This is a genomic window from Bacillus sp. MT(2024), from assembly GCF_036362845.1.
GTDB classification, from domain to species: domain Bacteria; phylum Bacillota; class Bacilli; order Bacillales; family Bacillaceae; genus Bacillus; species Bacillus velezensis.
Map to the genome: position 1 here is coordinate 415,180 of NZ_CP143632.1, position 25,567 is coordinate 440,746.

The 25,567-nt window shown below is 48.7% G+C and carries 24 protein-coding genes; 22 read left to right on the plus strand and 2 right to left on the minus strand.

From position 1 onward, the window contains the following. Nucleotides 1-20: 20 nt before the first annotated feature. The 7 genes from VP472_RS02115 (at nt 21) to VP472_RS02145 (ending at nt 5,690) form a co-directional block, all read left to right on the plus strand. On the plus strand, nt 21-1,235 hold the full coding sequence (locus VP472_RS02115; RefSeq protein ID WP_063174370.1) for an NRAMP family divalent metal transporter: 1,215 nt from the start codon (nt 21-23) through the stop codon (nt 1,233-1,235). Nucleotides 1,236-1,239: 4 nt separating this feature from the next. After that, nucleotides 1,240-2,034 (plus strand): putative hydro-lyase, encoded by a 795-nt coding sequence (locus VP472_RS02120; RefSeq protein ID WP_146276128.1) that lies wholly within the window; start codon nt 1,240-1,242, stop codon nt 2,032-2,034. A gap of 29 nt (nt 2,035-2,063) precedes the next feature. Then, nucleotides 2,064-2,795 (plus strand): 5-oxoprolinase subunit PxpB, encoded by a 732-nt coding sequence (pxpB, locus tag VP472_RS02125; protein WP_094247233.1) that lies wholly within the window; start codon nt 2,064-2,066, stop codon nt 2,793-2,795. A 2-nt stretch (nt 2,796-2,797) separates the two neighbouring features. Next, on the plus strand, nt 2,798-3,805 hold the full coding sequence (locus VP472_RS02130; protein WP_146277438.1) for a 5-oxoprolinase subunit C family protein: 1,008 nt from the start codon (nt 2,798-2,800) through the stop codon (nt 3,803-3,805). Nucleotides 3,806-3,822: 17 nt separating this feature from the next. Continuing rightward, entirely contained in the window at nt 3,823-4,572 is a 750-nt protein-coding gene (locus tag VP472_RS02135) for an IclR family transcriptional regulator (RefSeq protein WP_003156285.1), read from the plus strand. 64 nt (nt 4,573-4,636) lie between these two features. Continuing rightward, nucleotides 4,637-5,278: a spore germination lipase LipC gene (locus VP472_RS02140; protein WP_063174372.1), complete on the plus strand. Its 642-nt coding sequence runs from the start codon at nt 4,637-4,639 to the stop codon at nt 5,276-5,278. Between the two features lie 196 nt (nt 5,279-5,474). After that, nucleotides 5,475-5,690, plus strand: coding sequence for a YczI family protein (locus VP472_RS02145; protein ID WP_369719110.1), 216 nt, complete (start codon nt 5,475-5,477; stop codon nt 5,688-5,690). Here the strand turns inward: VP472_RS02145 and VP472_RS02150 are convergent. After that, nucleotides 5,661-5,981, minus strand: a complete 321-nt coding sequence (locus VP472_RS02150) for an antibiotic biosynthesis monooxygenase family protein (protein ID WP_003156282.1) — start codon at nt 5,979-5,981, stop codon at nt 5,661-5,663. The genes VP472_RS02145 and VP472_RS02150 overlap by 30 nt on opposite strands. 156 nt (nt 5,982-6,137) lie before the next feature. On the opposite strand from VP472_RS02150, the gene VP472_RS02155 reads away from it, so the two are divergent. The 9 genes from VP472_RS02155 to VP472_RS02195 all read left to right on the plus strand — a co-directional run bounded on the left by VP472_RS02155 (nt 6,138) and on the right by VP472_RS02195 (nt 17,259). Further along, nucleotides 6,138-8,141: a penicillin-binding transpeptidase domain-containing protein gene (locus VP472_RS02155; RefSeq protein WP_146276130.1), complete on the plus strand. Its 2,004-nt coding sequence runs from the start codon at nt 6,138-6,140 to the stop codon at nt 8,139-8,141. Nucleotides 8,142-8,254: 113 nt separating this feature from the next. After that, the gene (locus VP472_RS02160; RefSeq protein WP_017419253.1) at nt 8,255-9,157 is read left to right on the plus strand and encodes an aldo/keto reductase; all 903 of its coding nucleotides are present in this window, start codon (nt 8,255-8,257) and stop codon (nt 9,155-9,157) included. 299 nt (nt 9,158-9,456) lie between these two features. Beyond that, nucleotides 9,457-11,541 carry a BglG family transcription antiterminator gene (locus VP472_RS02165; protein WP_065180962.1) on the plus strand — a complete coding sequence of 695 codons (2,085 nt, stop codon included), beginning with the start codon at nt 9,457-9,459 and terminating at the stop codon, nt 11,539-11,541. Between the two features lie 221 nt (nt 11,542-11,762). After that, nucleotides 11,763-13,277, plus strand: coding sequence for a class I adenylate-forming enzyme family protein (locus VP472_RS02170; RefSeq protein ID WP_063174392.1), 1,515 nt, complete (start codon nt 11,763-11,765; stop codon nt 13,275-13,277). Between the two features lie 158 nt (nt 13,278-13,435). Next, nucleotides 13,436-14,296 (plus strand): SDR family oxidoreductase, encoded by an 861-nt coding sequence (locus tag VP472_RS02175; protein WP_146276132.1) that lies wholly within the window; start codon nt 13,436-13,438, stop codon nt 14,294-14,296. Nucleotides 14,297-14,308: 12 nt separating this feature from the next. Then, nucleotides 14,309-14,812, plus strand: coding sequence for a D-lyxose/D-mannose family sugar isomerase (locus VP472_RS02180; RefSeq protein WP_014304360.1), 504 nt, complete (start codon nt 14,309-14,311; stop codon nt 14,810-14,812). Between the two features lie 86 nt (nt 14,813-14,898). Continuing rightward, entirely contained in the window at nt 14,899-15,522 is a 624-nt protein-coding gene (locus tag VP472_RS02185) for a GNAT family N-acetyltransferase (RefSeq protein ID WP_014304361.1), read from the plus strand. 6 nt (nt 15,523-15,528) lie between these two features. Then, entirely contained in the window at nt 15,529-15,951 is a 423-nt protein-coding gene (locus tag VP472_RS02190) for a pyridoxamine 5'-phosphate oxidase family protein (RefSeq protein ID WP_003156270.1), read from the plus strand. A gap of 498 nt (nt 15,952-16,449) precedes the next feature. Then, complete coding sequence (locus tag VP472_RS02195) at nt 16,450-17,259, plus strand: lipid II flippase Amj (protein WP_063174376.1); 810 nt, start codon at nt 16,450-16,452, stop codon at nt 17,257-17,259. Nucleotides 17,260-17,296: 37 nt separating this feature from the next. Here VP472_RS02195 and VP472_RS02200 read toward each other — a convergent pair whose 3' ends face one another. After that, nucleotides 17,297-17,587, minus strand: a complete 291-nt coding sequence (locus tag VP472_RS02200) for a DUF3817 domain-containing protein (protein WP_003156265.1) — start codon at nt 17,585-17,587, stop codon at nt 17,297-17,299. Nucleotides 17,588-17,763: 176 nt separating this feature from the next. On the opposite strand from VP472_RS02200, the gene VP472_RS02205 reads away from it, so the two are divergent. The 6 genes from VP472_RS02205 (at nt 17,764) to VP472_RS02230 (ending at nt 25,567) form a co-directional block, all read left to right on the plus strand. Further along, nucleotides 17,764-18,198 carry a transcriptional regulator LrpC gene (locus tag VP472_RS02205; protein WP_003156263.1) on the plus strand — a complete coding sequence of 145 codons (435 nt, stop codon included), beginning with the start codon at nt 17,764-17,766 and terminating at the stop codon, nt 18,196-18,198. 63 nt (nt 18,199-18,261) lie between these two features. Continuing rightward, nucleotides 18,262-20,448: a DNA topoisomerase III gene (locus tag VP472_RS02210; RefSeq protein ID WP_003156261.1), complete on the plus strand. Its 2,187-nt coding sequence runs from the start codon at nt 18,262-18,264 to the stop codon at nt 20,446-20,448. Nucleotides 20,449-20,680: 232 nt separating this feature from the next. Next, nucleotides 20,681-21,766 carry a lipoprotein YdaJ gene (locus tag VP472_RS02215; RefSeq protein ID WP_146276134.1) on the plus strand — a complete coding sequence of 362 codons (1,086 nt, stop codon included), beginning with the start codon at nt 20,681-20,683 and terminating at the stop codon, nt 21,764-21,766. Further along, a complete protein-coding gene (locus tag VP472_RS02220; protein ID WP_146276136.1) occupies nt 21,747-22,595 on the plus strand; it encodes a diguanylate cyclase domain-containing protein in 849 nt (282 codons plus the stop codon). Before VP472_RS02215 ends, VP472_RS02220 begins: the two co-directional genes overlap by 20 nt. After that, nucleotides 22,585-24,312, plus strand: coding sequence for a DUF2334 domain-containing protein (locus VP472_RS02225; RefSeq protein WP_146276138.1), 1,728 nt, complete (start codon nt 22,585-22,587; stop codon nt 24,310-24,312). The genes VP472_RS02220 and VP472_RS02225 overlap by 11 nt, the downstream gene beginning before the upstream one ends. Next, nucleotides 24,305-25,567, plus strand: a complete 1,263-nt coding sequence (locus tag VP472_RS02230) for a glycosyltransferase family 2 protein (RefSeq protein WP_017419244.1) — start codon at nt 24,305-24,307, stop codon at nt 25,565-25,567. Before VP472_RS02225 ends, VP472_RS02230 begins: the two co-directional genes overlap by 8 nt.

Genomic DNA, 25,567 nt, shown 5'->3' on the forward strand with positions numbered 1-25,567 from the left:
AGCAGAGGGAGGAAGACAGCATGGAGCAAAAGAAAAAAACAGCCGGAAAGGCTTCCGGCAAATGGTCGCTTCTTTTAGGCGCGACATTTTTGATGGCGACATCATCAATCGGGCCCGGCTTTCTGACGCAAACGGCCACGTTTACCAATACATTGGCGGCAAGCTTCGGCTTTATCATTTTAATCTCTATTATTTTGGACATCTTCGCGCAAACCAATGTATGGCGGATTATCGCGGTTTCCGGAAAGCGCGGCCAAGAGATTGCCAATATGGTGCTTCCGGGCGCCGGTTATGCCATTGCTTTTCTGGTCGTGCTCGGCGGACTTGCGTTTAATATCGGAAACATCGGCGGCGCGGGTCTCGGTCTTCAAGTATTATTCGGAATCAAACCGGAGATCGGTGCTTTAATCAGCGCTGCGATTGCGGTGCTGATTTTTGTCATAAAGGAAGCCGGAAAAGTCATGGACCGTTTTATGCAGATCGCCGGAATCGTCATGATCGTATTGACGGTGTATGTTGCCGTAACGACGGCTCCGCCGGTCGGACACGCCGTTGTGAAAACTTTTATGCCTGATCATATCAGTGTGCTGGCAATCGTGACGCTTGTCGGCGGCACGGTCGGCGGATACATTACATTTGCCGGCGGCCACCGCTTGCTTGATTCAGGAATCCAGGGGAAGGAAGTCATTCCTCAGGTGACGAAAAGCTCCATCACGGGCGTCTTGATTACATCTGTTATGCGGATTGCCCTGTTTCTCGCCGTGCTCGGCGTCGTTTCAAAGGGCCTGCGCATCGATCCTGATAATCCCGCGGCTTCTGTGTTCAAGCTTGCGGCGGGAAATGTCGGCTATAAAATTTTCGGCGTCATCATGTGGTCTGCCGCTATCACGTCTGTCATCGGCGCCGCCTATACATCGGTGTCATTCTTCAAATCGTTTTCGGCAAAAATCGAAAAGCACTCACATGGCGTAATTATCGGTTTTATCATCGTATCCACTCTTATTTTTGTCACGATCGGCCAGCCTGCCAAAATTCTGGTCGCGGTCGGTTCGCTTAACGGCTTAATTCTGCCGCTTGCATTAGCGATGATTCTGTTGGGCGCTTATAAGAAAAAAATCGTCGGCGATTACAAGCATCCGATCTGGCTCACGATTGCAGGGGCGATCGTAGTGGTTGTCATGGCGGTTATGGGCATCTATACATTATTCTCGCAAATGCCGCAGCTATGGAGCTGATGATATGAAAAACCATATGAGTGATACGAGTCCCGAAGAAGTCAGACAGCTTATCAGGAAAGGGCAGATGACCGGGCCGACGGCGGGGTTGGCCGCTTCTTACGCACAAGCCAATCTCGTCGTTTTGCAAAAGGATCTTGCCTTTGATTTTCTTTTATTCTGCCAGCGCAATCAAAAGCCTTGTCCGGTGCTTGATGTGACGGATGCGGGTTCGCCTGTTCCGGCAATAGCGGCGCCGGGAGCTGATATCCGGACGGACTTTCCGAAATACAGGATTTATCGGCATGGCGTGCTTACTGAAGAGGTAACGGATATTACACCGTATTGGAAGGATGATTATATCGGGTTTTTGATCGGCTGCAGTTTTTCATTCGAGCAGGCCCTTATCAATCAGCACATTCCAATCAGGCACATTGATGAAGGCGTGAACGTTCCCATGTATAAAACAAATATTGACTGTGTTCCGGCGGGCCCGTTTTCAGGAAAGATGGTCGTCAGTATGAGACCGATTCCGGAAAGGCTTGCAGTCCGCGCGGCGCAGGTCACGTCACGTTTTCCCGCCGTGCACGGCGCCCCCGTCCGCATCGGAAATCCGCAAAGCATCGGCATCAGCGATTTGCATCAGCCGGATTTCGGAGATGCCGTAACGGTGCGGGAAGGTGAAGTTCCCGTATTCTGGGCCTGCGGCGTTACACCCCAGGCGGTGATCATGGAAGCAAAGCCTGATATCGTAATAACACATTCACCGGGGCATATGCTGATCACCGATATACGAAATGAATCGCTTGCTGTCCTGTAAGTGAGAAAGAATACAACGAGGTGATGACAATGATGCAGTATAGCGGAAATACAGCGCTTGATATACAGCCGTACGGTGATTCCGCCGTTATCATCCGCTTTGGCGGGCACATCAGCGAAGAGGTCAACAGCCGGGTGCATGCGGCGGCAGCCTGTATGGAAGAACGGCCGTTTCCGGGCTTCGTTGAATGTATTCCGGCATTCACAAGCTTAACGATCTTTTATGACGTGTATGCAGTCTCAAACATAAAAAAAGGCATCTCTCCTTTTGCCCTGGTCAAGAAAGAAGTGACAGAACGTCTCAGTCATATAATGACCGGCCGCAAAGAAGAGCGCCGGGTGATGGAAATCCCCGTTTGCTACGGCGGTGATTTCGGTCCCGATTTAGAAGAGGTGGCTGAGATGAACGATCTGACCCCGGAAGACGTCATCCGCATTCATACTGAAGGCGAATATCTCGTTTATATGCTCGGATTTGCGCCGGGATTTCCGTTTTTAGGAGGAATGTCTGAGCGGATCAGAGCGCCGAGAAAGGCGTCGCCAAGGCCGTCCATCCCGGCCGGTTCAGTAGGAATCGCGGGAATGCAGACCGGTGTGTATCCGATATCCACTCCCGGCGGCTGGCAGCTGATCGGCAGCACCCCGCTCCGGCTTTTCAGGCCGGAAGAACATCCGCCGAGTCTTTTGAGAGCGGGCGATACGGTGAAATTCGTCCGGATCACAGCAGAGGAGTACAGCCGCATCAAGGAGGGAGCCGAATGAGTATGAAAGTGGTAAAACCCGGTCTCTTGACGACGGTTCAGGACACGGGACGGACGGGATATCAAAAATACGGTGTATTGGGAAGCGGCGCAATGGATACGATCTCTCTGCGCATCGCCAATCTTCTTGCCGGAAATCAAGAAAAAGAGGCGGGGCTTGAAGTTACGCTTATGGGGCCAGGGCCTTCCTTTGAGTTCTCAGAACCCGCGGTTATTGCCGTTACGGGAGCGGATTTCGCCTTTCATATTAATGGGGAGCCCGCCCCTCTGTGGAACCCGGTTTTGATAAAGGAAAACAGCGTCGTCTCATTCGGGCCGTGCAAGATGGGGAGCCGCGCTTATCTCGCCGTCGGGGGGGGATTTGACGTGCCCGCCGTCATGGAAAGCAAAAGCACGTATGTCAGAGCGGGGATCGGCGGCTTTTGCGGAAGAGCGCTGCAAAAAGATGATGAGCTGCCGCTCGGCCGTATGACGCCATGTTCGGAATCAATCGCGTACCGTCTGAGCGATTCTTTCGGACAGCATGGTTTCTCAGCGCCTGATTGGTCTGTCAGCAGCAGAGGGTTTCTGCCGCTGAAAAAAAATCCGGTCATACGAGTGCTTGAAGGCGCTCAATTTCACGCTTTTACAGAAGAAGCAAAATTACGTTTTTATCAAGAGTCATATACGGTCACGCCTCAATCCGACCGAATGGGCTACCGGCTGAAGGGCGCTCCGCTTGAATTGCGGGAGCCGCTGGAAATGGTATCTGAGGCCGTGACGTTCGGAACGGTGCAGGTGCCGCCGGACGGCAATCCGATTATTCTGCTGGCTGACAGACAGACGACGGGGGGCTATCCGCGGATGGCGCATATCATATCCGCCGATCTTCCTCTCGTCGCCCAAACGATGCCGGGGGAACATATTACGTTCCGGGCCGTTTCGCTGGAGGAAGCGGAAATGCTGCTTTTGGAGAAGGAACAGCAGCTGAAGGAGCTGAAAGCAAGGCTCAAAATGGAATGGGTGATCTGACAAAGGGGCTAAAGACCATGGAAAACAAAAACAAAACCGTCATCAAATCAATGGAACTGCTTCATTTGTTTCTGACTGAACCGAGCCTGAGCTTAAATGAGCTGGTTTCTCTATCGGAAATGCCGAAGACTTCGGTTCACCGGATGGCAAGCTCACTGGAAGAAACGGGATTTCTCACCCGGGCAGCGGACGGCCGTTATCAGCTTGGCCTGATCTTTTTACAATTCGGCCAGCTCGTCTCTGAACGTCTGGATATCAGGAAAATAGCCAAACCGATTATGGAAGAGCTGTGCAGCGAAGTGGATGAGGCCGTTCAGCTGATCATGAGGGACGGGGATGAAGCCATTTACGTCGAAAAAATTGAAGGCACCCAAACCGTCCGCCTGTATACGGCAATCGGCCGCCGGTCGCCGCTGTACGCGGGAGCGTGCGCCAGAAGCATTTTATCGTTTCTGCCGGAAGAGGAGATTGACACATACATTCAGAAGACAAAGCTTGCCGCAATCGCCTCAGGCACGATGACGGATCGGGCTGAACTGCTTCACTCCATTGAAAGATCCTTGCAATCAGGTTATACGATCAGCTATTCGGAATTAGAAGATTATACGGCGGCGATCGGGGCGCCGATTTTCAATCACGAAGGTAAGGTGGCTGCCGGAATCAGCATCGCCGGCTTCGAAGCCCGGTTTTCAGAGGACAGGCTGCCGTATTTAACCGAAAAGGTCAAAAACGCCGCACAGCATATTTCTGAGAAATTAGGTTATTGACCGAGCCAATTTTTCTTCACTCGCGTACATTACAATATCGATAGTAACGAGTGGAGGAAAGTAAATGGGACTTGTTTATACGGCGCTGGGGGATTCTTTGACGACGGGGAGGGGATCCGGACCGTTTTCCGCCGGTTTTGTCCAGCGGTTCGGGCGCATGATGGCAGAAGATTTACAGACAAAAACCGACGTATCCATCTTTGCCAAATCAGGCCTTGAGACTGGAGAAATTCTCGGGCTTATGTCCTTACCGTATATTCAGAGGCGGATTCAGGCTGCTGATATGATTACGATTACAGGCTGCGGCAACGATTTGATTGATTCGGTTCAGGCATATCAGCAAACATCGGATGCTTCGGTATTCACCAGCGTGTCCAGTCACTGCCATGAGAACTTTGAAAAGATGATAGCCAAGATTGCTGCCTTAAAAGGACCGCACCCGTCTCCTTATGAGATCCGCGTCTTCAATTTATACAATCCTTTCCCGGGCATCTCCATTGCAGAAAAATGGATATCCTCTTATAATGCGCACCTCAGCACGCTCGCATCGGCGCCGCACGTCAAAATTGCCGACGTCCACAGCGCTTTCAAAGGAAAAATGAATGAATATCTTTCTCATGACCGCGTACACCCCAACAGCAAGGGGTATGAAGTCATGGCATGCGTCCTGCGGGGGCTCGGATACGGAAGCCTCGCCCGCTCATAAACCGCGCGCTCCTTTTCATGGGGAGCGCGCTTTTCGTGCTCCTTAAAACAAACTTAAAATTGTCCGACTTTCGTTCTATCCGCGCAAAAAGTACGCTAGAATAATGGGGGATAAAGACAGAAATAGAATTGTGTTCAAAAAATGATAACAGAAAGGATGGATTGCTTTGCTGCGCGCCTTAAAACTGTCACTCGCGATGCTGATTATTATACTTGCGGCCGCCGCATTTACGTATGCGGAACATACCTCTGTCATACAGCCGGTTATGCTCGTGTTTCTCGGTGCGGTCATGTTCATTCAGGGGCTGGAGGAAAAACGGAAAGAAAACGACGGCTCCGGGAAATTCAATATCTATACCGCCGTTTTTGTATGGTCGATCTCCTTAATCGGTTTTACGCTTCACGCGATCTGAGTCTGATAGATCCTGAAAATGCTCCACAACGGGAAATGGTGAATAAAAACGGTGCAGTAAGGCTTTCCATTCCTGATATTCCGGCGATCCGCGAAAGCCTTTTGTATGATCTTCTAATGTCTCCCATTCCACAAGCAGCAAATATTTATGCGTCTTTTCCATACATTTGGACAAGGAATGGGACAGATAACCTTTCATGCCCGCGATAATCGGCTCCGCCCGGCGGAATGCCTCTTCGAATTCCCCCTCAAGGCCTTCTTTTACATACAGCATGGCTGCTTCTCTGATCATCTGAGATTCCTCCTTTTTTTAATAGATACATTGTATAAGAATATGGGCCGTGACGGCCGGAAAAACAAAAAAATTTTAAACGCTATGAGAAAAAAATCCTTGCCAGCCTGATTTGGTTTAGGAGAAAATAACAGTTGGAAGGCAGGGGAATAGACAGTGAAAAAAGGGTTATACCTATTACTTTTACTCGCAGGAATCATAGGTTTGATCGGCTGCTCGAAAACGGAATCGGCCGAAGACAGAATGAAAGATTTCGTAAAAGACTGGAACGGCGGTCATTACGATAAGATGTACCAAAGCCTCACCCAAGATGAAAAGAAAAAACGATCCAAAAAGGATTTTGTAAAACGATATGAAACCATTTATGAACAAGCAGGGGTCAAAAATCTGAAAGTCACTGCCGAAAAACAGGACGAAGACGATAAGAAAAAAGATGACCTCCAGCACATCGATTATAAAGTCAGCATGGATACAAAAGCAGGGAAGGTCGCTTTTGAAAACACGGCCGTCCTGAAAAAAGAGAAAACAGACGATGGCGAATCATGGAACATTGACTGGAATCCTTCTTTTATTTTCAAACAGCTTTCCAATGACAAAACCGTGCAGATCGCAAATGAGGAACCGAAGCGCGGACAAATTTACGACAAAGACGGAAAAGGTCTCGCCGTGAATACCGAGGTGCCGGAAATCGGCGTTATCCCTGGAAAACTCGGCAAGGATAAAGACAGCGTGATCAAAAAACTGTCTGAAAAACTGGACCTTTCTGAAGACGATATCAAAAGCAAACTGAACCAGGGCTGGGTAAAAGACGACTCCTATGTCCCGATTCAAAAAATCAGACCGGATGATGAAAGCAAGGTCAAAAGCCTGCTCGCACTAGACGGCGTGACGAAAACGAAAGTCAGCTCCCGCTACTATCCGTACGGCGAAAAAGCGGCCCATCTGACCGGCTATATTAAAACCATCACAGCGGAGCAGCTGAAAAAAGCGAAAGACGGCCAATACAGCGATACTTCCAAAATCGGCATCGCCGGCCTTGAGAATGTATATGAAGACAAGCTGCGCGGCAAGACCGGTTGGAAAATTTACGTCCCGCAAACAGGTGAGGTCATTGCTGAAAAGAAAGCCGAAAGCGGGCAGGATATTCATGTAACGATTGACATGAAAACGCAGACGAAGCTGTATGATTCTATGAAAGACGACAGCGGAGCGGCAGTCGCCCTCGAACCGCAAACGGGAGAGACCCTCGCGCTCGTCAGCGCACCGTCTTATGACCCGAACGGCTTTCTTTTCGGCTGGAGCGGAAAAGAGTGGAAAAAGCTGAATGATGATAAAAACAATCCGTTTTCAGCGAAATTCAACAAACTTTATGCGCCGGGATCAACGATTAAACCGATTGCCGCGGCAGTCGGCCTGACAAACGGCACATTGAAAGCGTCGGAAAAGAAAAAAATCACCGGAAAAGAGTGGCAGAAAGATTCGAGCTGGGGCGGTTACCATGTCACACGCGTATCAGAACGCCTGAATGAAGTGGATCTCGAAAACGCGCTGATCACATCGGACAACATCTACTTTGCGCAAAATGCCATAGATGCCGGAGCGGACGCGTTTACAAAAGGATTAAAAACATTTGGCTTTGATGAAGAGATTCCGTACCAATTTCCGATTGAAAAGTCCTCAATCGCTAACGGCAAGCTTGATTCCGAGATCCTTCTCGGAGATACGGGCTACGGCCAGGGGCAGATGCTGATGTCTCCGCTGCACTTAGCGGCTGACTATACCGCATTTGTAACAGACGGAAATCTCGTCAAACCGACATTGATCAAAGACGGAGAAAAAACACCGCAAATCTGGCATAAGCAAGTGGTGTCGAAAGCCAATGCCGAAGAAATCACAAAAGGGCTGAGAGGCGTCGTTGAAGATCCGCGCGGCTCTGCATATCAGCCGGCCGTAAGCGGCATTACCGTAGCCGGAAAAACCGGCACAGCCGAGCTGAAAACGTCTAAAGAAGATAAAGACGGCAAAGAAAACGGCTGGTTTGTCGGTTACGATTATAAAAAGAAAGACCTCTTGATCGCGATGATGATTCAAGACGTCAAAAAACGCGGCGGAAGCCATTACGTCGTTGAAAAAGCGAAAAAGCAGTTTCAGAATCATTAAATGACGATTTTTGCGGGCTGAAAGGAAAATCGGCCGCCGAAGCAGAATGAAACAGCATGGGCAATTCCTGAAAACAGAGATACAAGAGGCTCTAAGAAAAAGGGGGATTTCACATGCAGCGCATTCAATTGGCTGAAGACCTGGAATTTTCAAGAGTGATACACGGGCTTTGGCGCCTGAACGAATGGAATGTTTCAGACGGAGAGCTGCTGAATCTGATTGAATGGTGTATCAGCCAAGGCATCACCACCTTCGACCATGCCGATATATACGGCGGTTATACGTGTGAAAAGCTGTTCGGCGGCGCTTTGTCCCTTTCGCCTTCAATAAGGGAGCGAATCGAAATCGTCACAAAATGCGGGATTGTCATTGAATCACCGGAGCGGCCCGGAAACAAGTCGCATCATTATAATACGTCGAAGTCTCACATCTTAGCGTCGGCGGAGCAGTCGCTTTTGAATCTGAATACGGATTATCTGGATGTGCTGCTCATTCACAGACCGGACCCGCTTATGGACCCGGAGGCTGTGGCTGAAGCGTTTCACGCGCTGAAAAGCTCGGGCAAGGTCAGATATTTCGGGGTATCGAACTTTAAAGCGCACCAGTACAGAATGCTCGAATCCTATTTGGATGATCCGCTCATCACAAACCAAATTGAAATATCGGCGTACGAGCTGCAAAATATTCATGACGGCACGCTGGATTTCTGTCAGGAAAAACGCATTCCGCCGATGGCGTGGTCACCGCTTGCGGGCGGGAGCGTCTTTACAGGACAATCAGATAAGGACCTCCGAATCCGTGCCGCGCTTCGTTCCGTACAGGAAGAAATCGGCGCCGCTTCCATTGACGAAGTCATGTACGCATGGCTGTTCACCCACCCGGCAGACATCATGCCGATTGTCGGCAGCGGAAAAGAGAACCGCATTTCCGCCGCGGTGCGTGCATCCGCATACAAACTCAGCCATGATCAGTGGTTCCGGATTTATACCGGTGTCCAAGGCTGCGATATTCCATAAACAGAACAAACGCCCGGAAGGTATCTTCCGGGCGTTTGTTTATGTGGTGTGCAATGTCTAAAAACAAGTAAGGTCACTTTGAAGTATAGCCGTGCGGATCAAGAGTAACAAGCGTCATGGCATATTATCTGACACAATTTTCTTTTTCAATACTGTCACACGGCCCAGTGCCAAATTGCCATTTGAAAATGGTTGAATAATCATTGAAAGCGTTTTATATTATAATTTACACCACTTTCCCCGGCAGCACTCCCCATATGCCATACTTCTCACAACTAGAAAATCTGGAGGCGCGTTTCATGTATATGACAGCGAGAGAACAAAAATTAATGAAACATCTATTACTGCAGAACCGTTACGAGACAGTGCATGAACTGGCAGAAGCTTTACAAGTCAGCACAAGAACCGTTCACCGCGAGTTAAAAACAATCAAACCGATAATGGAATCATTCGGTCTGGCACTTGATAAACAGCCCGGCAAAGGACTGAAAGCGGTAGGAAACCCGGAGGACAAACAAAAACTCCTGTCAGACCTGTCCTATGAACAGCATGAATACAGCGCTGAGGAGCGGAAACTTTTAATTCTATGTTCTCTATTAGAGTCGCAAGAGCCGATCAAGCTCTACAGTCTGGCGAACGAATTGCAAGTGACAAACGCGACAATCAGTTATGATCTGGATGAGCTGGAGACTTGGATTGCGCCCTTCGGCTTGACGCTGATCCGAAAAAGGGGTTTCGGCATTCAGCTGACGGGGCCGGAAAATGCGAAACGGAAAATCGTCGGCAATCTCATCGTCAACCGGCTTGATATTCAGAGTTTTTTGGAAGCGGTTGAATTCAATATTAAAGGAAAACCGGACGATGCTGAAAAAATGTTCGGCGTCGTAAATAAAGCGGAACTTTTGAAAATGGACCGGCTCTTGATTCAGCTCAAGGAAAAAATCGCGATCGCCTTATCTGACAGCTCATACATGGCGCTTGCGGTTCATTTAACCTTTGCAATGGACCGGATCAGACTCGGAGAAACCATCACGATGGAGGCTTCGGAACTAAAAGCGCTGCAGCAGACGAAGGAGTACGGCTCTGCGCTGGAAATGGCAAAAGAGCTTGAAAAAGCGTTCGGCGTTTCAATTCCGGAAGCTGAGATCGGTTATATCACCATTCATTTGCGGAGCGCCAACCGCCAATACAAAACGGAATTCAAACCGGAAAACATTGAAGTTGAAACGGCCTTGCAAACGAAGCAGCTGATCGGCTTCATTTCTGAAAAAATCAAAATTGATCTGACGGAAAACGGTTCTTTATACGACGGTTTAATCGCCCATCTGGAGCCTGCGATCAACCGGGTGAAAGAAAATATCGACATGTACAACCCGATGACCGAGCAAATTAAACGCGACTACTTTCTGCTGTACATGGCCGTAGAAGAAGGAATGGAAAAATTCTTTCCGGGGCTTCTTTTCTCTGATGATGAGATCGCTTTCATCGTTCTTCACTTCGGCTCCGCTCTGGAAATCAAACGGGAAGAAGCGAAGATCAGGGCGCTGATCGTCTGTTCCAGCGGCATCGGGTCGTCCAAAATGCTCGCATCCAGACTGAAAAAGGAGCTTCCGGAAATCCGTTCCTTTGATATGTCTTCCCTCATCGAACTGAAGGACCGAGACATCACCGCGTATGACATGATCGTATCCACCGTTCCGATCCCGTATGGAAACATTGATTACGTCATGGTCAGTCCGCTTTTAAACGAAGAAGACGCTGATCAGGTGAAGCAGTACATCAAAAGAAAAATTCCGCTGATTCTTGACAAAAAAAGAAACGGTAAAAGAGAAGAGAAGCAGCCGGAGACGCCTGATATGCTGGAAGCGGCCGGCCGTATGGCACATTATGCGGCGGTTATCCAAAGCGTGCTGCGGAACTTTTCGGTCAAATCCATTGAGTCAAACACGGCGTACGAACTGTTTTTGAATCGTTTGTTTGCCATGCTTGAGCAAGAAGGATTTGTCCGTAATGCCAAACAAACCGCACAGCGCCTTGCAGAGCGTGAACGACAGGGCGGACTCGGCATTCCGGGAACGGCGATGGCGCTGTACCATCTCAAAAATGAAGAAATTGTCACGCCTTTTTTCAAAATTTATGATTTGACAGCTCCATGCAGTGTCAAAGGCATGGACGGAAATTCCCTGACCGTCGGCCGCGCTTTGGTGATGATGGCGCCGGCTGATATGCCCGCTGAAGGGTCGGAAATACTAAGTGCGGTCAGCTCGGCCATCATCGAGTCCGAAGACAGTATAAAAGCCTTCCAGACGGAGGATGAAGCCGATTTATACAAACGTTTAAACAAGCTGTTTTATCATTTCATTCAGGAGAAAGGACAGCGGTAAACAGAAAGCGCACACCTCATATGGGGTGTGTTTTTTTCTGCATGTATGAGGGTAAGGGGAAGGGAAGAAACTAAAAACATGGGACTATTGTATCATTCACGAATGGAATAGTTCTAAAACAAAATTGTTTTACAAGTTATATTTTTTGGTTTAAAATGGGTTGCGTGAGGAAGAAAATCTGACAGAGTTTTTTGTGATTTATGATTATGGGAGATGAAAATATGGAGACATTACAGCATCTGATTCTGCATGACATTTCAAATAGCGAAGAGATCGAAGCTGTAAAAAGCGGTGCGCATACCCTGACCTACGCGGAATATCGAAAACGAATCAACCAGCTTGCACAAGCGCTTCTTGATAAAGGAATAAAAAAAGGCGACAGAGTGGCGATGCTTTGCAAAAACGGCCACGCGTCATCCATTGTCATGTTTGCGGCACTCGAAATCGGCGCGGTTGTTGTGCCGGTCAGCTGGCAATTAACACCTTACGAAATGAAAGGCATTTTAGCAGCCTGTGAACCGAAAGCTGTCTTTTTCGGCACTGAATTTAAAGAGATTATGGAAGAAGTGCTTCCTGCGCTGGTATCTTCTCTTAAACTGAAGGTCGAGACAGGAACAGCTGCGGAGACAACGCCTGAGTTTGACGCTTTATTGACAGGCTCCGGTGATACACCGGATGTCGAAACGGTGTCTGAAAACGATACGGCATTGCTGATGTTTACTTCAGGTACAACCGGCAATCCGAAACGCTGCATGATCACTCACGGCGGCATATACAACTACGTAAACGCGACATTGGCTTACACGGGGAGAATGCAGCATGTCCGCTTCTTAGCATGCCATCCGAATTACCATACGAGCGCGATTATCTGCCAGATGGTCGGCACGATGAGCGGAACGACATTCATTATGACAGACAATCAGGACCCTGTGGAAAACTTGAAGCTCATCGAAAAAGAAAAAATTCAAACCATCATGGCGCTGCCAGTCTATTTCACATACCTGCTGAAAGCATGGGAAACGCACCAGACTGACATGTCTTCTATCGTTTATATGATGACGGGAGGCACAAAGGTGCCAAGCAGCCTGATCCAGCAGTATCTCGACATCGGCATCCCGCTCATGCACGGATACGGAAGCACGGAAGCGTGGGGCATCAGCTCTTGGAATCCGCAAATGGGAATGGATAAAGCCGCTTCCGCGGGTAAACCGATGGAAGAAGTGGACGTCCGCGTTGTAGATCCGGAAACAGGTGAAGTCCTTCCGCAAGGCTCAATCGGAGAAGTCGTTGTGACAAGTCCGTTTTTATTCAAAGGCTACGAAGGTAATGAAGAAGCGACACGAAAAGTGCTGAAAGACGGCTGGTTCCATACCGGCGATTCCGGCTATGTGGATGAAGACGGATTTATTTTTATCACCGGACGTTATAAAGATGTCATCATCTACGGCGGCGATAATATTTATCCCGACCAGATTGAAGAAGTCATTCAGCAAGTGCCGGGAATTCTCGAAACAGCGGTTGTCGGTATCCCTGATCCGCTTTACGGCGAAAAGCCGAAAGCGTTCATCGTGACAAACGGCAGAGAAGACCTGACAGAAGAAGAAGTGACCCGATTCCTTCAAGAACGTCTTGCTGCCTTTAAAATACCGGACATTGAGTTCGTCAGCGAACTTCCGAAAAACAACCTTGGAAAAGTGAGAAAAGACGTGCTCCGCAAACAAGCGGTACGTTCATAATAGAGAACAAAAACCCGGCTGCCAGCCGGGTTTTTTTCTTGCGTTCCATGTGAAACATTTTTCTCCGAAAACGTTTTGAACTGTCTCAATCATGTTTATCCGGAGGACAGCCGAGGTAGACAAGAAATATGACAACGAACCAGAAGGAGGAACTTGACATGGAAAACTATCCGAAGGAATTCCCGGCGGAATCACAAAACCGCCAGCCGGGCATTGAAAACGAAATGAATCCGGCGCCTGTTTACGAATACAAAGAATATAAAGGCGCTGACAAATTAAAAGGGAAAACCGCGCTCATTACAGGGGGCGACAGCGGTATCGGACGCGCCGTTGCGGTTGCTTACGCGAAGGAAGGCGCAAATGTCGCGATCGTCTATTTTGATGAACACGGTGATGCGGAAGATACAAAAAAACGAGTGGAAGAAGAAGGCGTAAAATGTCTGTTAATCCCCGGCGATGTCGGTGAGGAAGACTTTTGCAATGAAGCCGTTGAAAAAACGGTTGAAGAATTCGGGCGTCTTGATATTCTCGTGAATAACGCCGCGGAACAGCATCCGAAAGAAAGCATTAAAGACATCACAAGCGAGCAGCTTCACAGAACCTTTAAGACAAACTTTTACTCACAATTTTATTTGACTAAAAAAGCAATTGATTACATGAAGCCGGGCAGCGCGATCATCAATACGACATCCATTAATCCTTACACAGGCAATCCGCAGCTGATTGACTACACGGCTACGAAAGGCGCGATTAACGGTTTTACGAGATCCATGGCGCAAGCGCTCGTCAACGATGGTATCCGTGTCAACGCCGTGGCGCCGGGGCCGATCTGGACACCGCTTATTCCGGCGACATTCTCAGAAGAAACAGTCGCTTCCTTCGGTCAGGATACGCCGATGGGCCGGGCAGGCCAGCCTGTTGAGCATGTCGGATGCTATGTGCTCTTGGCCTCAGACGAATCTTCTTATATGACCGGACAGACGCTGCATGTCAACGGCGGCAGATTTGTGACCACATAAGGAGGCAGACCGATGACGATATCGAAGCATGACGTGAATGCATACTATCAAAAAGCGGGAATCGTTCTGACTGATGATGAAGTCGAAGACATTCAAATCATGGATTACGGTCTAGGCAAGCTTGAGGAAACCGGGCTTCAGCTGTTTATTTACGTGAATACCGACCGCTACTGTTCGAAAGAATTGGTGCTCTTCCCGCGCCAGACGTGTCCGGAACACCGCCATCCGCCGGTCGGCGGCGAGAAGGGAAAACAAGAGACATTCCGCTGTCGCTGGGGGAAGGTGTATCTCTACGTGGAAGGCGAAAAGACAGAGAACCCAAGCGTCCTCCCGCCGGAAGAAGACAAGGAATACTACACCGTCTGGCATGAGATTGTGCTTGAGCCAGGCGGACAATACACCATTCCGCCGGATACGAAGCATTGGTTTCAAGCGGGAGAAGAAGGGGCGGTCGTTACGGAAATGTCATCGACAAGCACGGATGATCACGATGTTTTCACCGACCCGCGCATTTAAGGATGAGGCTGCACGCCTCATCTTTTTTGTATGGAAAAAAATGAATTTACCTGTATAATGGCTAATAAAGGAAAGAAGGTGCGGTCGTGTTTTCCTGTCAAATCCGGGAACATCTGACGATCAGATTGCTTGCCAAAGAAGATACGGACGAATTGTATTCTGTTATGAAGCGAAATCAAAACCATCTCAGCGAATGGCTCAGCTGGGCGGAAGAACTGGCTGATATCGATACGTACCGCGATGTGATCATCCCAGAATGGCGCTATAAATATGCGGAAGAGAATGGGTTCGACGCCGGAATTTTTGTGAAAGGCCGGTTTTGCGGCATGATCAGCATCCATAATGTCGATACAGTCAATCAAAAAGCAGAGATCGGCTACTGGCTGGATCGAGAGCATGAAGGATTCGGCATTATCACCGCAAGCTGCCGGGCGGTCATCACCCATGCATTTCAGGACCTCGGGCTGAACCGCATCATGATCAGCGCGGCTGAAAAAAACACGAAAAGCAGGGCGGTGGCGGAACGGCTCGGATTTCAGAAAGAAGGACTGACGAGAGAAGGCATTTTCGTACAGGGCGCCTATCATGACACGGTGAACTACAGCATGCTGAAGCGGGAATGGAGCGAAGATCGGCAGAAGAGCACATTTCTTGGTTTAAATGTCTCCCCAATGTGGAAAAGTAACAGCGGAGACGTTAAAAAGGAGTGATTCTTCATGAATCAAAATGAAATCAAAGAAAAAGTGCTTGAAGTACTGGATCATCATAAAGTCGGTTCGCTTGCGACGGTAGAGCAAGGCAAACCGCATTCACGCTACATGACATTTTTCCATGACGGCTTAACGATTTACACGCCGACGAGCAAAGACACTCATAAAGCGGAAGAAATTGAAAACAATCCGAATGTTCATATTCTGTTAGGGTATGACTGTGAAGGATTCGGTGACGCTTATGTGGAAGTGGCCGGAACCGCCAAACTGAACAACTCAGCAGATTTAAAAGAAAAGCTGTGGGATCCGAAACTGGAACGCTGGTTTGACGGAAAAGACGATCCGAACCTGGTGATTCTCGAAATTGAACCGAAGCAGATCAAGCTCATGAATGCGGGTGAAAAAACGCCGGCCGAGCTGGAACTTTAATAAATCATTTGATTATTCAGGGGCAATCTGTTATACTTAACTGCTAAGTGACAACATGCAAATAAAAAAGAAAGTAAACTTCTTTTTTCTGTTTTGATATAGAAGCTTCAGGCTTCAACGGACAGCTTGAAAAAAAGCTGAGCTTATTCTTTTCCTTCTGATATTCGCCCCTAACGAAGAGATGGAAAAAAGACTTTTTGTTTTACAATTCACACCGGCGCGGCTTCGGAGCCGCAGTGACGATTGAGAGGTAGGGCTTTCGTTGTCTTGTGTTCAAGAACTTCCATGGTGTTTACTTTCGAAGAATGATTCTGTCGGAACTGTTAATACGAATCACCCGCGGGCTAAGGCGGGCAACCATATATTATTTATTTGCGTAAGAAAAGAATAAGACAAAACCGCGCCGGACATCCGGGCGGTTTTTTTATGTAAACGGCCGAAACCTCGCCGCAGTCTGCAGAGTCTAATCAGTATGAAAAGATTTGGAGGAATCATACATTGCACGTTATTACTTCACAAGTACTGTTTATCTTCTGTTTTCTGCTGCTGATACATTCGATTGAAACGCTTGCCTATGCAACACGGCTTTCCGGCGCGAGAGTCGGATTTATCGCGTCCGCGCTGTCATTATTTAATGTCATGGTTATCGTGTCGCGCATGTCAAACATGGTTCAGCAGCCGTTTACCGGACATCTGATTGATGCCGCCGGATCAAACGCTCTGTCTGTTGTGGGCGCCCAGTTTCGATTTTTAATATTCGGCTCCACGGTCGGAACGATGCTCGGCATCTGTCTTTTGCCGACATTCGTCGCGTTATTCTCCAGGGCGATTATACACTTGGCGGACGGAGGAGGCTCCGTCATGCAGGTATTTAAAAAAGGATTTTCACTGAACGGGCTTAAGCATGCGCGTTCTTATATCAGACTGCCGTCAGTCTCCTATTTAAAGGGGCTTCAATTCCGAATGATCCCGAAACGCTTGTTTGTCATTAATATGGTCATTACGTCGATTTACACGATCGGCGTTCTGTCCGCTCTGTACGCCGGCCTTCTGGCGCCTGAGCACAGCACGACGGCCGTGATGGCATCAGGCTTAATCAACGGAGTTGCGACTATGCTGTTGGCCGTGTTTGTTGACCCGAAAGTCTCCGTACTGGCAGACGATGTGGCGAAGGGCAAGCGCAGCTACGTCTCCTTAAAATGGACATCATTGACGATGGTCACATCAAGGGTCGCGGGCACGCTTCTCGCCCAGCTCGTATTCCTCCCCGGCGCTTATTATATCGCCTGGGTGACGAAATGGATGTAACGCATGAAAAAAGCTCCTCTGCAGAAGAGGAGCTTTTTTATTGATAATTTCTCAGGCCGCGATCATAAATAAAATTACCGAACGGAATAAAGGCCGCGATAAAACCGGCGGCTGACCATTTCACATGCCATTTGACAGTAAATGCCGCATACGCCAGCACCGCCAGATAAATGATAAACAAACCGCCGTGAATGGAACCGGCAATGGTGACGGCGAGCGGATGATGAGCCCAATACTTCAGCGGCATCGCGATAAACAGCAACACCAAAAGTGACATTCCTTCAATAAACCCCATCGTGCGAAGTCTGCCGATCGGCGTGTGTAACATACAGCTCCCTCCTGTCGGACATCTTTTTTCCTCTATACTATAAGCAAAGGGCAGTCCTAATATGACCATTTCGCGTCAGTTCCTGAAAAAACCTTCATGATTTCAGCCTGTTGTTCTTGTCATTTTTCGGATTTCTCTTGATAATATAGCCAAAAGGGTAAGGAAGGACTACAGTCATGAAACTAGATAATGTGGATCTGAGCATCATTAAAGAGCTGCAGCGGGACAGCCGCCTGTCCATGCGGGAGCTGGGCAGAAAAATCAAATTGTCAGCCCCGTCCGTCACAGAGCGTGTCAGACAGCTTGAATCCTTCGGCGTTATTAAGCGCTATACATTGGACATTGATCAAAAAAAGATCGGGCTCCCCGTCTCCTGCATTGTCGAAGCGACGGTGAAAAACGGAAAATACGATCAATTCAAAACCTACATTCAATCCATTCCCAACATTGAATTTTGTTTTCGGGTCGCCGGGGCGGCGTGTTATATGCTGAAGATTAACGCGGACAGTCTGGAAACGATCGAACACTTCATCAATCGCACCTCTCCGTATGCCCAAACCGTGACCCACGTCATTTTCTCAGAAATTGACACAAAAAACGTCCTCGATTAGAGAGAGCGTGAGGAAGTCTGTTATAATAACAGGATGAGTGTGAAAGAAAGAGAAGTGAAAAGCATGTCAAAAACAGTTGTATTAGCTGAAAAACCTTCAGTCGGCCGGGACTTGGCCCGCGTTCTGAAGTGTCATAAAAAAGGAAACGGATATCTTGAAGGCGACCGCTACATCGTCACATGGGCGCTCGGGCATCTGGTAACGCTCGCTGACCCTGAAGGATACGGCAAAGAATTTCAATCATGGCGGCTTGAGGATCTTCCGATTATTCCGGAGCCTTTAAAGCTCGTCGTCATTAAAAAAACAGGAAAACAGTTCAATGCGGTCAAAGCTCAGCTTGTCCGGAAAGACGTCAGCCAGATCGTAATCGCTACAGACGCAGGACGGGAAGGGGAACTTGTGGCCCGCTGGATTATCGAAAAGGCAAACGTCCGCAAACCGATTAAGCGGCTGTGGATTTCCTCTGTGACAGATAAGGCGATTAAAGAAGGATTTCAAAAGCTCCGCAGCGGCAAAGAGTACGAAAACCTGTATCATTCCGCTGTTGCCAGAGCGGAAGCGGATTGGATCGTCGGCATCAACGCGACCCGCGCCCTGACCACGAAATTTAACGCGCAGCTGTCATGCGGACGCGTCCAGACTCCGACACTGGCGATGATCGCCAAACGCGAAGCGGATATTCAGGCGTTCAAACCCGTTCCTTATTACGGTCTCCGCGCGGCGGCTGATCAGATGACGCTGACATGGCAGGATAAAAAAACAAAGCAGACAAGAACGTTCGATCAGACGGTGACCGGCCGTTTGGCAAAAGACCTGCAAGGAAAGCCGGCAGTCATTTCAGAATTGAAAAAAACGGCGAAGAAAAGCTTCGCTCCCGGTCTTTACGACTTGACGGAATTGCAGCGGGACGCTCATAAGCGCTTCGGTTTCTCCGCAAAAGAGACGCTGTCCGTGCTTCAAAAGCTGTATGAACAGCATAAGCTTGTCACTTACCCGCGGACGGATTCCAGATTCCTTTCCGCAGACATCGTGCCGACTTTAAAAGACCGTTTAAACGGCATGGAAGTTAAGCCGTACGCCCAGTACGTCAATCAAATACTGAAGCGGGGCGTCAAAGCGCATAAAGGATTCGTCAATGATGCGAAAGTATCGGATCACCATGCCATCATTCCGACAGAGGAGCCGCTGATCCTTTCAAGCCTCAGCGACAAAGAACGAAAGCTTTACGATCTGATTGCCAAACGTTTTCTCGCCGTTTTAATGCCGGCGTTCGAATACGAAGAAACAAAGGTCACAGCCGATATCGGCGGCGAAACATTTACCGCAAAAGGGAAAACGGTTCAATCGCCTGGCTGGAAAGCCGTGTATGATATGTACGAGGATGACGACGATCATGAGGAAGACAAAGACCAGACGCTCCCGGATCTTCAGCAGGGGCAGCGCCTCACTGTCTCATCATTGAAAGAAACGAGCGGTCAGACGAAACCGCCGGCGCGCTTTAATGAAGGCACGCTGTTATCCGCGATGGAGAACCCAAGCGCCTTTATGCAGGGAGAAGAGAAGAACCTTGTGAAAACATTGGGTGAAACCGGCGGACTCGGAACAGTCGCCACCCGCGCTGATATCATTGAAAAACTGTTCAACAGTTTCTTGATCGAGAAAAAAGAAAAAGATATTTTCATTACGTCAAAAGGGAAGCAGCTCTTACAGCTCGTCCCGGAAGATTTAAAATCGCCGGCCTTAACCGCTGAGTGGGAGCAAAAGCTCTCCGCCATCGCAGCGGGCAAACTGAAATCCGCCGTGTTCATTAAAGACATGAAAACATATGCGGGCAAAACGGTGAAGGAAATCAAAAACAGCAGCCAGACTTTCAGACATGACAACATTTCAGGCACCGCCTGCCCTGATTGCGGCAAAATGATGCTTAAAGTCAACGGCAAACGCGGCACGATGCTCGTATGTCAGGATCGTGAGTGCGGCAGCCGGAAAACGCTGGCAAGAAAAACAAACGCCCGCTGTCCGAACTGTCATAAGAAAATGGAGCTTCGCGGCCAGGGCGAAGGCCAAACCTTCGCATGTGTATGCGGCCACCGGGAGAAACTGTCCGTCTTTGAAAAGCGCAAGGCGAAAGATAAATCCGGACGCGCATCCAAGCGGGACATCAACTCTTATATGAAAAGCCAAAACAAAGAGGAGCCGATGAACAACGCGCTGGCAGAACAGCTGAAAAAACTCGGCCTGGATAAATAGATCAGAGAAAGGCAGCATTTGTAAAGAAATGCTGCCTTTTGTTGTGTTTTTTACTGTAATGGGAATACGATCCATGTGAAGAGGGAAAAGGTGAGAGGCGGCGCTTCCATTTAAAATTTTCCAATGTGAAAAAATGCTAGTATTCTTTTATCGTTTCCTTTATAGTAAAAATACTTTGTGAAAAAATAAGATATGGGTCTAAAAAAGGATTTGTAAAATAGGAGGATGGACTGTGAAGCAATTCGTTTTTCGTCTGATGATCCTTTTGATTTCGATCGTTCTGACTGCGGGGTGCGCGGAGGCCGGCACTGAAAAACAGACGGCGGCCGAACCGTCCGGACCGCTTCAGCCCGCAGAGCATTTTATTTATCATAAATTGATGAACGGGCGGGGGATGATCCGGACGAACATATCCGGTGAGCCGGAATATTTATCTGAGTCTCTCGGACTATGGATGGCATTTTTGCTGAACAGGAAAGATGAACGGCAGTTTCAAGCGCAATATCAGCTTCTCACCGATTCGTTTCTGACGAAAAACGGGCTCGTGTCGTGGAAGATTGACGGGAATAAAGCGAGCGGCACCAATGCCTTAATTGACGATTTCAGAATCATGAACTGTCTGAATGAGGCCGGAACCCTGTGGGGAAACAGTGAATACGGGAAAACAGCGGTGCAGATCGGGAAGGCGCTGGAAAAATACAATACGAATGACGGGTATTTTACGGATTATTATGATGCCGCTTCAAATGCCGCATCAAAGACCGTGACGTTGTCCTATGTTGACCCCGGCGCCTTACAGATGCTCAGAGAAAAGGGGATTATCGATGAGAAAACGGAAAACCGGAACCTTGATGTTCTCAATCTTGCGCCCCTGAAAAATGGTTTTCTGCCGAAATCATTCAATACCGAAACAAAGGAATACAAATATGACAGCGAAGTGAATGTCATCGACCAGCTGTACGCCGCCGTGAATCTGAAGCGGGGCGATGACAAGGCCGCCGCGCTGTCAAAATGGATCACAGAAGAATGGAAGTCGCGCGGACAGCTGTACGGACGATACAGCGCAGACACGAAGGAGCCGGCGGTTCAATACGAATCACCGTCCGTTTACGCCCTGGCCGTTCTTTTTTTAGCAGAACAAAAAGCTGATCCGGCTGTCATCAAGCCGCTTTATGAAAGAATGACTTCATTTGAAACACTGGACACGCTGAAACCCGATTACGGCGGCTATATGAGCGGGAGCGATACACATTCTTTCGATAACCTGCTGCCGCTTCTGGCTGAAAGGAAATTGTTTAATGAAAATATCATTCAATGAATCACAAAAACTGTGCAGCTACACAGCAGTTATGCTGGTGCTGCTGTCTTTTTTTATTTACTATGCGTCTCAGCAATCCGCAGGGCTTCTGATAACCTGCATCACATTGCTTGTTGCGGGAGCCGGCATATGGTTCGGGGCAATCTACGCGCTCGTCATCACCTTACTCGTCTTATTTGTTCTCGGCAGCCTGCTCCTGTGGTTTCAGACCGGGAGTTTTATGGCGTCTGCCGGTGCCGAAAGTCTGCAGGTGCTGGTCATTTGGGGGATTGCGCTGCTGCTCTTTTCTTACATAGCGGGAAGGATTCACGAGTTGGCGAAGGGGCTTGAGCGCTCAGTGAAACAGCTGCGTGAAGAGATTACGAGCTTTGTCGCCGTCGACAGGGTGACAGGCTTTGACAACCATCTGCGGATGAAGCTGGAGCTTTCCGAGGAGATCAAGCGGGCGGAACGCTACGGCAATTCCTTCGTCTTTTTGCTGCTGCACATGCATTATTTCAAGGAATTCAAATCCCTGTACGGAGAAAAAGAGACCGATCGGCTGCTGGCGTTTATCAGCCGCCAAATCCGGTCAAGCGTTCGGGAAACAGACAAAAAATTCAGGCCGTCCGCCGAACGGTTCGGCATCGTGCTGACCCATACGCCTGAAGAAAACATGCCGGCCGTTCTGGCGAAGCTGAAAAAGGAATTGGATACGTACCGGCTGCAAAACGGTAAATACATCTCCATCACCTTCCGTGTATGTTACTTGGCGTACCGAAAAGATTTACAAACGGCCGAGCAATTTTTAAACGAACTGGAAAACGAGATGATGATGAATGAACTCTAAATGGATACGTCTCTTACTCTCGGCGCTCTTCATGATTTCGGCGGTTTATGTTCCCCGTCCGGCGGAAGCAAAAGACAAAAAGGACGGCATTCTCATTATTTATACAAGCACGGACGGCAAAGAAACCGCTGAGGTCAAAATGCTTGATCTGACCGCGGGCCATTTCTCATCCGCCGTGACTGTGAAAAGCGACGGAGACATCACAGCCGCGGACCTCAAAAAGAATCGGCGCGTCATCTATTACGGTGTCACGAAAAAAAAGCTCAGCACATCATTTGTGTCACTGATCAGCAGCATGCCGCAGCAGCTTATCAGCATCGGCTATAACGCCGGACAGTTCCGCCAATTTGCGGGGTTGTCCCTGACAGAAAAAGAAACGGTATACCGCATTTACAGCAAGAAAGAAAAAACAGACATGCCGCTTGAAAAAGGGATGTCCGTGCTCGGCGTATCGGGAGTAAAAGGAAAGTCCCTTTATACATACCGGTCCGGTGACGGCAGCACCCGCCCTTTTATGTGGAAAACGGCGCGCTCTGACTATTATTTCGGTGTGACGAGCCTGTTAAATGATTCGTTTCTGACGGCGAAAGCGATGCGCAACGCATTCGGAGAATCAGAGGGCGGCACCCTCCTTTATTTGCGGCTTGAAGACATCAGTCCGATGTCAGATGAAACATTGCTTTACGAAGCGGGCGCTTACCTGCATAAAAGACACATTCCGTTTATTCTGGCGGTCATTCCGGTCTATCTCAATCCGGAAAACGGAGAAAAAGTATACCTGGCGGACAAGCCGAAAATGGTCCGCGTCCTGAAAAAACTTCAGCAAATGGGCGGCAGCATCATTATTCACGGCTACACGCACGCATACCGATACAGCGAAACGGGAGAAGGCTTTGAATTTTGGGATGCCAAAGCGGATCAGCCGATTACGTCAGAAAATGCGGATAATACTCCGGTCAAGCTTGAAAAGGAACAGGATTTTCCGAATGAAAAAGCGTACCGGGCGTATGTGAAACCTTTTCGTGAAAAAGAAAACATCTACACGAGAACGAAGCTGGAGCAGGCGATTGACGATCTGACAGAGCTCGGCCTTTACCCGCTGTCATTCGAAGCGCCGCACTACACGATGTCTGAAGAAGGCTACAAAATCGCATCTTCTTATTTCTCCAGTATTTTCGGACAAGTGCAGCTCAGCGGCGCGACGTGGAAAACCTCGGGCGCCCCTCCGTTCGTCTCAAAGCCGGCTATGCTGGACGGGATGACGCTGTACCCTGAAACAATCGGTTATGCCGATAACTCAAAGGAAAATCCGCTCGGAGATATGGAGAATCATATCTCGCAGATGATTGATTTCGGCGGCGGAACGGCGGGCGGTTTCTACCATCCGTATCTCGGCATGAAATACCTTCCCGAGCTCGTCAATCAGATGGAGCGGATTCCCGGCGGCGAGTGGCTCGATCTGAAGAAAACGAAGCAAACGGTAACGTCGGACAGCGTCAGGATCAAAACGGACGGAGACGGAACCATTCATGTGGAAAACAAGATTCATCCGGTAACGGCCTTTTTCAATCATCATCAGCAGACGCCTCTGGAAAAAGCGCTTTGGATTCTCTCCGGCGTGGTGTTATTGTTTATCATCATGTTCGCCTGTTACGTCCTTTATTTGCGCGCCACATTAAAAAAACGAATCTTTAAGGAGAGAAGAAGCCTTGAGTAACATTCTGTTTTTTATCTCATTAAGTTTAATATGGGTGATGCTTCTCTATCACATGTTTCTGATGCAGGGCGGATTCAGGCATTATATGACCTTCGAACGGAACATTCCGAAATGGCGCGCAAAGATGGGGGAGCTCCCGAAGGTCAGCGTGCTCATTCCCGCGCACAACGAGGAGGTCGTCATCAGGCAGACGCTGAAGGCGATGGTGAATCTGTATTATCCGAAAGACAGGCTTGAGATCATTGTCGTTAATGATAATTCCTCCGACCGGACGGGAGATATCGTCAATGAATTTTCCCGTCAGTATGACTTCATTAAAATGGTTATCACAAAGCCCCCTAACGCCGGAAAAGGAAAATCTTCGGCGCTGAACTCAGGGTTCGCGGAATCGAACGGAGACGTGATCTGCGTGTATGATGCGGACAATACGCCGGAAAAAATGGCGGTGTACTACCTGGTTCTCGGTCTGATGAATGATGAGAAAGCGGGAGCGGTTGTCGGGAAATTCCGTGTTATCAATGCGGCCAAAACGATCCTGACGAAGTTTATCAATATTGAAACCATCTGTTTTCAGTGGATGGCGCAGGGAGGCAGATGGAAATGGTTCAAAATCGCCACCATCCCGGGAACGAACTTCGCGATCAGGCGGAGCATTATCGAACAGCTCGGCGGCTGGGATGATAAGGCGCTGGCGGAGGATACCGAGCTGACCATCCGCGTGTATAATCTTGGCTATCATATCCGCTTTTTCCCGGCGGCTGTGACATGGGAGCAGGAGCCTGAGACATGGAAGGTCTGGTGGCGTCAGCGGACAAGATGGGCGCGCGGCAACCAGTACGTCGTTCTTAAGTTTTTATCCCAATTTTTCAAGCTGAAACGCAAGCGGATCATCTTCGATCTGTTTTATTTCTTTTTTACGTATTTTTTGTTTTTCTTCGGTGTGATCATGTCAAACACGATTTTTATCATCAATCTTTTTTACGACCTGCATCTGGCAGTCGGGTTTTTGGCGATGATTTTGTGGATACTGGCCTTTTTCCTGTTTATGACTGAGGTCATGATTACTTTGAGCATTGAAAAAACAGAAATGAACAAACAAAACTTCTTTATCGTATTTCTGATGTACTTTACATACTCCCAGGCTTGGATCGTGCTCGTCATCTGGTCATTATTCACAGAGATCAAGCACCGCTTGTTCAAGCAGGAAGTCAAGTGGTACAAAACGGAGCGATACAATCAAAATAAAAGCGGGTGA

Bases quoted from the DNA above. Each gene is read 5' to 3' on its own strand.
- VP472_RS02115 (WP_063174370.1), top strand. From the start codon at position 21: ATGGAGCAAAAGAAAAAAACAGCCGGAAAGGCTTCCGGCAAATGGTCG.
- VP472_RS02120 (WP_146276128.1), top strand. From the start codon at position 1,240: ATGAAAAACCATATGAGTGATACGAGTCCCGAAGAAGTCAGACAGCTT.
- pxpB (WP_094247233.1), top strand. From the start codon at position 2,064: ATGATGCAGTATAGCGGAAATACAGCGCTTGATATACAGCCGTACGGT.
- VP472_RS02130 (WP_146277438.1), top strand. From the start codon at position 2,798: ATGAAAGTGGTAAAACCCGGTCTCTTGACGACGGTTCAGGACACGGGA.
- VP472_RS02135 (WP_003156285.1), top strand. From the start codon at position 3,823: ATGGAAAACAAAAACAAAACCGTCATCAAATCAATGGAACTGCTTCAT.
- VP472_RS02140 (WP_063174372.1), top strand. From the start codon at position 4,637: ATGGGACTTGTTTATACGGCGCTGGGGGATTCTTTGACGACGGGGAGG.
- VP472_RS02145 (WP_369719110.1), top strand. From the start codon at position 5,475: ATGCTGATTATTATACTTGCGGCCGCCGCATTTACGTATGCGGAACAT.
- VP472_RS02150 (WP_003156282.1), bottom strand. From the start codon at position 5,981: ATGATCAGAGAAGCAGCCATGCTGTATGTAAAAGAAGGCCTTGAGGGG.
- VP472_RS02160 (WP_017419253.1), top strand. From the start codon at position 8,255: ATGCAGCGCATTCAATTGGCTGAAGACCTGGAATTTTCAAGAGTGATA.
- VP472_RS02165 (WP_065180962.1), top strand. From the start codon at position 9,457: ATGTATATGACAGCGAGAGAACAAAAATTAATGAAACATCTATTACTG.
- VP472_RS02170 (WP_063174392.1), top strand. From the start codon at position 11,763: ATGGAGACATTACAGCATCTGATTCTGCATGACATTTCAAATAGCGAA.
- VP472_RS02175 (WP_146276132.1), top strand. From the start codon at position 13,436: ATGGAAAACTATCCGAAGGAATTCCCGGCGGAATCACAAAACCGCCAG.
- VP472_RS02180 (WP_014304360.1), top strand. From the start codon at position 14,309: ATGACGATATCGAAGCATGACGTGAATGCATACTATCAAAAAGCGGGA.
- VP472_RS02190 (WP_003156270.1), top strand. From the start codon at position 15,529: ATGAATCAAAATGAAATCAAAGAAAAAGTGCTTGAAGTACTGGATCAT.
- VP472_RS02200 (WP_003156265.1), bottom strand. From the start codon at position 17,587: ATGTTACACACGCCGATCGGCAGACTTCGCACGATGGGGTTTATTGAA.
- VP472_RS02205 (WP_003156263.1), top strand. From the start codon at position 17,764: ATGAAACTAGATAATGTGGATCTGAGCATCATTAAAGAGCTGCAGCGG.
- VP472_RS02210 (WP_003156261.1), top strand. From the start codon at position 18,262: ATGTCAAAAACAGTTGTATTAGCTGAAAAACCTTCAGTCGGCCGGGAC.
- VP472_RS02220 (WP_146276136.1), top strand. From the start codon at position 21,747: ATGAAAATATCATTCAATGAATCACAAAAACTGTGCAGCTACACAGCA.
- VP472_RS02225 (WP_146276138.1), top strand. From the start codon at position 22,585: ATGAACTCTAAATGGATACGTCTCTTACTCTCGGCGCTCTTCATGATT.